This window comes from Actinomycetes bacterium (genome assembly GCA_036000965.1).
Classification (GTDB): domain Bacteria; phylum Actinomycetota; class CALGFH01; order CALGFH01; family CALGFH01; genus DASYUT01.
Map to the genome: position 1 here is coordinate 1 of DASYUT010000036.1, position 7,795 is coordinate 7,795.

Annotated in this window: 7 protein-coding genes; all 7 read left to right on the forward strand. The window is 68.6% G+C overall.

Annotated features, from left to right (window positions below; genetic code table 11):
• Positions 1-902 precede the first annotated feature (902 nt).
• A complete protein-coding gene (locus VG276_02030) occupies positions 903-1,037 on the forward strand; it encodes a hypothetical protein (protein HEV8648186.1) in 135 nt (44 codons plus the stop codon).
• A 41-nt stretch (positions 1,038-1,078) separates the two neighbouring features.
• A complete protein-coding gene (locus VG276_02035) occupies positions 1,079-1,918 on the forward strand; it encodes an alpha/beta hydrolase (GenBank protein HEV8648187.1) in 840 nt (279 codons plus the stop codon).
• A 605-nt stretch (positions 1,919-2,523) separates the two neighbouring features.
• Entirely contained in the window at positions 2,524-3,453 is a 930-nt protein-coding gene (locus tag VG276_02040; protein HEV8648188.1) for an SDR family oxidoreductase, read from the forward strand.
• 425 nt (positions 3,454-3,878) lie between these two features.
• Positions 3,879-4,130, forward strand: coding sequence for a hypothetical protein (locus VG276_02045; GenBank protein HEV8648189.1), 252 nt, complete (start codon positions 3,879-3,881; stop codon positions 4,128-4,130).
• Between the two features lie 704 nt (positions 4,131-4,834).
• Complete coding sequence (ltrA, locus tag VG276_02050; GenBank protein HEV8648190.1) at positions 4,835-6,592, forward strand: group II intron reverse transcriptase/maturase; 1,758 nt, start codon at positions 4,835-4,837, stop codon at positions 6,590-6,592.
• 299 nt (positions 6,593-6,891) lie between these two features.
• Complete coding sequence (locus VG276_02055) at positions 6,892-7,350, forward strand: helix-turn-helix domain-containing protein (protein ID HEV8648191.1); 459 nt, start codon at positions 6,892-6,894, stop codon at positions 7,348-7,350.
• 246 nt (positions 7,351-7,596) lie between these two features.
• Positions 7,597-7,795 (forward strand): hypothetical protein (locus VG276_02060; GenBank protein HEV8648192.1); only part of this gene is annotated, 199 nt, incomplete at its 3' end.

Consider the following 7,795-nt stretch of genomic DNA (forward strand, 5'->3'; position numbering starts at 1 on the left):
CGCACCTCCTTCAAGGCGGTCAGACTTCTTGGACCCTACGCGTGCTTCGCCGGACTTGATATCGTCCATTCGACGTACCTGCGTCCTTGAGCCCGGAAGCACCTCGCCCCCGTCGTGATGGGTGTCGCCTACTCGGCTCTCGGCGGGTGAGGCCGATCCCCGGTTTCCGGTGGTGAGGCTGCCGGCCGAGGACGGCCGCCGCAGGGCCGGCCTTGACGGGACAGAAGGTGATCCTCACAGGCTCGACGGTAGTGAAGGTGATCCTCACAGGCTCGCGAGATCCGCGACCGAACGGTCAACCCGGTCACCACAGAAAGCGCTATACCGACCGCGCAAGGTCGTTTGCTGACAACCATGCTGACAGCGGCGGTTCTCGGGGGTCGGGACTGGAGCGTTTCCGCTGGTGGGCGTAGCTGGTTTCGCTCCAGCGACCTCTGCCGTGTGAACGAATGCGCGCCGGTTCGCGCACCCCTCCCCCACCCCATGAAACCTCGCATCACCAGAGGTGAGCCGGGATCGGGGGTCCTGCGGCGCGGTGTCGCCTGTGGTCCTTTCCTGCGCTGTTGCTGGCGATCTGCTGGCGGGCGGCGCCGAGTTGCTGCGGTCTCGTCCGGGCGCCGACGCCGTATTGCGTTCCCGGTCCTTCGGCGCCCAGGACAGCAACCATCGGCCGGGCCCGGCAGGATCGTTCCAGGCGGTAAGCGACCCCATCTTTACCATTGACGTTCGGGTGGTTCACGGCACTGTGCGGGACCTCGTGGCTCTGTCAGTGAGAAGTGACCGCGTTTGTCGATGAGTTCTGACCGCGGCCTCTTGGCGCCGAAAGTGATGTCGATGAGTTTTGACACCACTGGGGGCCTTGGTGACAGCATCCAGGGCTTCTGCATCGCGAGGAGGCACGGGTGCCGCGGCAGTCCAAGGTCGAACTGTACGCGGCGATCCGTCGCGACTCCCGAGCAGGCATGTCGGGCAGGGCCCTGGAGCACAAGTACGGGGTGACCCGGCGGACGGGGGGCCTGTGCAACCCGTCGGGATAATCGGTTGCCTTGGTCGGGATGCCGCTGACAGGATCTTCGCCATGCCTACCTTCTCCGCACCTGATGGAACCGACCTCGCTTACCACGTGTTCGGAGAGGGCATCCCGGTGATCTGCCTGCCGGGCGGCCCGATGCAGGACTCCGTTTACCTCGGTGAACTCGGCGGCCTGTCGGCGCATCGGCAGTTGATCATGGTGGACCATCGGGGCACCGGCCAGTCCGCGATACCGGAGGATGCCGCCTCCTACCGCTGTGACCGGCTTGTCGATGATGTCGAGGCTCTGCGCGAGCACCTTGATCTTGACCGGTTGGACCTGCTCGCGCACTGCGCCGGCGCGAACCTCGCGGCGCTGTATGTGGCCCGGCACCCAGAACGCGTCGGCAAGCTCGCTCTGATCACCCCGAGCACCATGGCCGTCGGCATCGCGGCCACCGGGGAGGCCCGGCGTGAGACCGCGCGGCTCCGCAAGGACGAGCCCTGGTTCGGATCGGCCTTCGCAGCTCTTGAAGCAATCGTGGCCGGCAACGCCACCGACGACAGCTGGAAGGCCATCGAGCCCTTCTTCTACGGCCGATGGGATGCGGCGGCACAAGCCCACCAGGCGGCCCAGGACGGCCATCGGAACAAGGAAGCCGCGGCCGCCTTCGGCGCTGAGGGCGCCTTCGACCCGGAGGCCACCCGCGCGGCACTCGCCGCATTCAACGCGCCGGTGCTGCTGCTTGCCGGAGAGGTCGACCTGAACACGATTCCGAGCGTCGTGGCCGAATTCGCCGAGCTGTTCCCGAACGCCGAGCTCGTCGTTCAACCAGAAGCAGGCCACTATCCGTGGCTCGATGACGCTGACCGGTTCGTGGCGACAACCGCGACGTTCCTGGGATGAAGGTTGCCTCGCGAGGGAGCCGATCGAACGCCGACCGGCTGCCCCGGGCCAGGCTGACGTGGTGCCCAACCTCATCGACATTTCCCGACCCCTCGACCACCAACCGGTGCCCGAACCCGCCTACAAACGGTGCCCCTTCTCGATGGCATAGCCAACCTCGCGTCGCCGCACAATCGCTGAGGTGAACTGCGCGGTCGCGGTCGGCGTTGTGGGGTGTGGTGCGGTCGCGTGTGGCGCAGTTTCTGGCAAATCTCTGGCAAGGGCTGCTGCGGCTGGGCCCGGTTGAACCAAGCGTCGGAGGCAGAAGCCGCCAGATCCGTAGACTGGCGCTCTGCGTCGGACTGGTCGGCTCCAGACGGATCTGCCCTGCTCACGTCGGGTGCGCCGTCGATCCAGACGGAACCAGAAGGACCCGTCGGATCGTCTGGATGACCAAGCGGATGATCAAGCAAGCCAGACAGCTCGACGAGCGAGTTCGGGTCGAGCACAAGATTTCCGATCTGGTGCTCTGCCCACAAGGAGGATGGGGGGTCGAGCTCTCATGAGTGTGCTTGAGAAGCGTAGTGTTCGAGTCGGTCGACATGACGTCGAGCAAGGATCCGCACGTGGACCTTGAGCAACCCGGCACCGCACGGATGGTGGTTGTCACCGGGGCATCGAAGGGCATCGGCGCGGCCGTCGTCCGGCGGCTCGTGGACGACGGGTTTCGTGTGGTCGCCGGAGTACGGCGCCCCGAGGACGCCGCGCAACTGCGCGACCAAGTCGGCGAGCGTGTCGTGCCTGCGCTGCTGGACATCACCGACCCGGACGCGGTGGCCGCCGCCGCCGAGTTGGTCAGCGGCGAGGTCGGCGACCGCGGCCTGGCTGGGCTGGTGAACAACGCCGGGATTGCCGTGGCCGCGCCGCTGGAGTTCCTGCCCCCAGCCGAGCTGCGCCGCCAGCTGGAGGTGAACGTCGTCGGCCAGCATGCGGTCACCCAGGCGCTGCTGCCGCTGCTGCGTCGCGGCCGAGGCCGGATCGTCAACCTGGGCTCCATCGGGGACCGCATCGTGGCGCCGATGACCGGCCCCTACCACGTCTCCAAGTTCGCCCTGCGCGCGTGGAGCGACACGCTGCGGCTGGAGCTGTCCCCGTGGGGCATCGAGGTGGTGTTGGTGGAGCCGGGTGCGGTGGCGACCCCGATCTGGGAGACGTCGATCGCCGCGGCCGAGCGGCTCCAGCAGACGCTGCCGGCTCAGGCGGAGCACCTGTATGGGCGGGCGATCGCCGCGGCCAAGACCGGCGCGCTACGTAACGCAGCCCGGGGCATGCCGGCCGACCAGGTCGCGACGGTCGTCGCAAGGGCGCTGACGATTCGTCGGCCGCGCGCCCGCTACCTTGTGGGGACCGACGCCCGGATCACCGCCATCGTCGCCCGCCTGCCCGACCGGCTGCGCGACCGGCTGATCCTGAGCCAGTCGGGGGGAGCCGCACGGGGCCGGGGCGGGGCGGCTACCGGGGAGGCGGCGGACACGGTCACGTCTGATCCCAGCTGAACGGACCGCCCCTTCCCACGCACTGCCCCCGGGGGAGCACTCACAGCCTTGCCAGCAACTCCCTGTCGGCCCGTTCCACCCGCCAGGCAAGTGACATACAACGTAATCAAGGGGAGTCATTAGCGGCGCGAGCAGCAGACTACAAGACAGCGGCCAGTCGTCCATCGTGTGCTGTCTGGTGTCGTCCTTGCAGCTCAGCCCCCAATGTCCTGCGCGGACGCCCGTTCCCGGGTGAAAATGGGGCTGGTTGCCCGCCGACGCCGGAAGCCCTTGATCGCTTCAGGTCGTAGCTCAGCCGGGCGCTGGGAGCCGCGCCAGGGGCCCTTCACTGTCGCCTTGAGCACGCGGATCAGATTCGCACTTGTCCTTGCGGCTCCCGCGGGCAGCCAGCCACGCTGGTGCACGGCCGCTGCCTGGGAGGCTGGATGCTGGAGGAGACCCAAGAGACCGAGGAGCTCATCGAGCGGGTCGCTGCGCTGGACATCGGCAAGGCGATGCTGGTGGCATGGGTGCGGGTTCCTGGCCAGGGCAGCTCAGGCAGGCGGATGCAGGAGGTCACGACCTACCAGACGATGACGCGGTCGCTGCTTGTCTTGGCCGACCGGCTGGGTGCGCTTGGGGTGACCCGGGTGGTGATGGAGGCCACCAGCGACGACGTGCGACGTGAGGGTGCATGAGTTCAAGTGGGAGGCACCACTGGAGGTTCGGCTGATGTCGATGTCGAGGGTGTAGTACCCGGGCCAGTGCGCGATGGCCTGTCTCCGCCTCGGCGTGCGTCGCGGGTGACTGCGGGGTGCGAAGCCCGGGGTAGAAGCCCAAGGGCTCTCGTTCCATCCGGGGGCCGCAGGCGAGGAGAAGACCGCCGGGATGCGATCCGGCTTCCCGGCTCCGGGCGGCATCTTGCCCGCCCGGAGGGATGGGCGAACGCGAGTGAACCCCCGATGACGCCTCGTGAAGGTGACCCCCGCCGATGGGATGTTGCAGCGGGGCCGTAGGGACTGGCCGCAGCAGAGCGGCGGGTGCCGGCCGGAGGATCGTCGCCGGCCGGGAGCGCACCACCGTCCCCGGGGTCAAGGGGGCGCCCTGCCCGGTCGCGGCTTGCTCATGTGCAACACGACAACCCCGATGGGGTCCGGATGCAGCGTTGTGGTCCGGTAGGCCGACCGTGAGGGAGGTGCAACTCCCCAGCGGGCGCAGGATGGCCCAAGAAGCGAATGCCGACAGCCGAAAGGGCAGCAGGAACCGGGAACCGGAGTGCTGGCACCTCCGCCGGACGGGTCCCGGGTAACTGGTCGGATACGGGCGGATGCCCGGCTCGAAAGGGCGCTGACGTGGGTCAGGTGAGCCTGTGGAGACCAGGTGAACGGGGACGCCAGAGCCGATGGGCAAGTTGGACACCGTGACGGTGAACGGACCTGAGGGCGACGTCTTGGACTGGGACGCGGTGGCGTGGCGTCAGGTCGAGGGCGACGTACGGCGGCTGCGGCAGCGGAGCTTCACGGCGACACAGGCAGGGGACCTGAAGCGGGTCCGCAATCTGCAGAAGCTGCTGCTCCGTTCCCGCGCGAACGCGTTGCTGAGCGTGCGGCGGGTGACGGAGCGAAACGCTGACCGCAAGACGGCGGGGGTCGACGGCAGGGTCGTGCTGGGGGCGTGGGAGAAGGCCGAGATGGCCGCCTGGCTCCAGCATGGCGCGACCGTGTGGAGACCCAAGCCCGTCAAGCGGGTGTTCATCCCGAAGGCGAACGGAAAGCGGCGCGGACTCGGGATTCCCGTGATCGCCGACAGGGCGCTTCAGGCCCTGACGGTGGGTGCGCTGGAACCCGAGTGGGAGGCCCGGTTTGAGTCCCGATCGTATGGGTTCCGGCCGGGCCGCGGCTGCCAGGACGCGATGCAGGCCATCTTCGTGACCGCACGCGGCGCGACCTGCCGACGGCAGTGGGCGCTTGACGCGGACCTGGCCGCCGCATTCGACCAGATCGACCATGCCCACCTCCTCGGTCAGCTCGGGTCGTTCCCCGCCCGGGGACGGATCGAGCAGTGGCTGCAAGCGGGGGTGATCGACCAAGGTCGGTTCGCTCCGACCGAGCGGGGCAGCCCGCAAGGCGGGGTGATCAGTCCCGTGCTGATGAACGTGGCCTTGCACGGGATGGAGCAGGCCGCCGGAGTCCGGTATCAGGCTGATGGGCACCGAGATGCCGGAAGCGCGAGACCGGGCTCACCGGTGGTGATCAGGTACGCCGACGATCTGCTCGCCCTGTGTCACTCGCGTGAGCAGGCGCAGCAGGTCAAGGCGCGGCTGGCCGGGTGGCTGGCAGCTCGGGGGTTGAGCTTCAACGAAGACAAGACCCGCATCGTGCACCTCGACGATGGGGTGGACTTCCTGGGGTTCAACATCCGGCGCTACCGCGGCAAGCTGCTGACCAAGCCGAGCAAGGCGGCCGTGACACGGGTCCGGGAACGGCTGGCCACCGAGATGAGGGCCTTGCGCGGGCACAACGCCCAGATGGTCCTCATCCGGCTCAACCCGATCATCCGCGGGTGGTCGGCCTACTACCGGCACGCGGTATCCGCCCGGGTGTTCAACGAGCTGGACAGCTACGTGTGGGAGCTCACCTACAAGTGGGCGAAGTGGACCCATCCGCACAAGTCGAAGCGCTGGATCATCGCCCGGTACTTCGGCGCGTTCAACTCCTCCAGACGAGACCGCTGGGTGTTCGGCGACCGCGACAGCGGCGCCTACCTGCTCAAATTCGCCTGGACGAAGATCACCCGGCACACGTTGGTCAAGGGGTGGGCCTCACCAGACGACCCGGCCCTGGCCGACTACTGGGCGGCCCGGCGACGTCGCGGGAGACCCCCGCTGGACCGGGCCAGGCTGCGGCTTCTCCGGCAACAGCGCGGGCGCTGCCCGCGCTGCGGCGACCTGCTGCTCCACGCCGACCGGGAACCGCAACATCCCGACGAGTGGGAGCTGTGGATCACAGCCACCCGCAAGGCGACCCGCCACCAAGCGATCGTCCTCGACACGGGACCCGGGACAGCGGACCAACCCACCGCAGTCCGTCTCATCCACACGCACTGCCGACGCCGCCTCCCAGACGGCACCGGCAGTGAACCAGCACGTCTGCATCCCTGACCTGGACGCCTTCAGGGCTTGCTTGAGCCCGTGCGCCCAAACGGCGCACGCCGGGTTCTGAGCATCCTATGGGGGAGAAGTCAAGGACGGACTTGATGGTGGGTGGGCGTAAGGTGTCGGCTCGACCAGCGGGACGCCGGTTGAGTGGCAGGGGGGTTGGTGGCTGCTGTGGGCGGTGCCCCTGGCCCGTCTCCCCGGCTCAACCTAGTAGCTCGTCAGCCGTGAGTTGCGCAGTGAATGGTTCGGTCTCATGCTCCTGAGGTCGCGGGGGTTCCCCCGGGTGGTGGAGGAGGCCGAGCATGCGCAAGCGGCACATTGTGGTCCTGTCCGAGCAGGAGCGCGCCCGGCTCCACACGCTGACCGGGCAGGGGGCCGCCCCGGCCCATGTCCTCACCCATGCCCGCATCCTGCTCAAGGCCAACCAGGGCCAGGCCGGTCCCGGCTGGACCGACCAGGTGATCGCCGTCGCGCTGGAGGTCCACCCTGCCACCGTGGCCCGCGCCCGCCAGCAGTACGTCGCAGCAGGGCTAGACGCCGCCCTGTACCGCAAGGCGCCCGCGCGCGAGTACCGCCGCACCCTCGACGGCGAGCAGGAGGCTCACCTGGTCGCGCTGACCTGCAGCGCCCCGCCCGAAGGCCGCAAACGGTGGACGTTGCGGCTGCTGGCCGAGCGGCTGGTCGCCTTGGAGGTCGTGGAGACGATCTCGTATGAGACGGTCCGCCAGGCCTTGCAGCAAACCGGCTCAAGCCCTGGCTGACCGGGCGCTGGTGCATCCCGCCGGAGCACAACGCCGAGTTTGTCTGGCGGACGGAGGACGTGCTGGAGGTCGATACCCGACCCTACAACCCGGACCGGCCCCAGGTCTGCCTGGACGAGACCAGCCGCCAGCTCCTGGCGGAGGTCACTCCGCCCCGACCGGTCGCACCCGGGCGCTCGGCGCGACAGGACGACGAGTACGAGCGGCAGGGCGTCTGCAATGTGTTTCTGGTGTGTGAGCCGCTGCGTGGCTGGCGCCACGTCACCTGCAGCGCGCGGCGCACCCGGATCGACTGGGCGCACTCCCGTCAAGGAGCTGCTCGACGTCCATTACCCTGACGCCGAGCAGGTCGTGCTGGTCCAGGACAACTTGAACACCCACACGCCTGCCTCGTTGTACGAGGCGTTCCCGCCGGCGGAGGCCAGGCGGCTGGCCGACCGGCTGG

Bases quoted from the DNA above. Each gene is read 5' to 3' on its own strand.
- VG276_02045 (HEV8648189.1), top strand. From the start codon at position 3,879: ATGCTGGAGGAGACCCAAGAGACCGAGGAGCTCATCGAGCGGGTCGCT.
- VG276_02055 (HEV8648191.1), top strand. From the start codon at position 6,892: ATGCGCAAGCGGCACATTGTGGTCCTGTCCGAGCAGGAGCGCGCCCGG.
- ltrA (HEV8648190.1), top strand. From the start codon at position 4,835: ATGGGCAAGTTGGACACCGTGACGGTGAACGGACCTGAGGGCGACGTC.
- VG276_02035 (HEV8648187.1), top strand. From the start codon at position 1,079: ATGCCTACCTTCTCCGCACCTGATGGAACCGACCTCGCTTACCACGTG.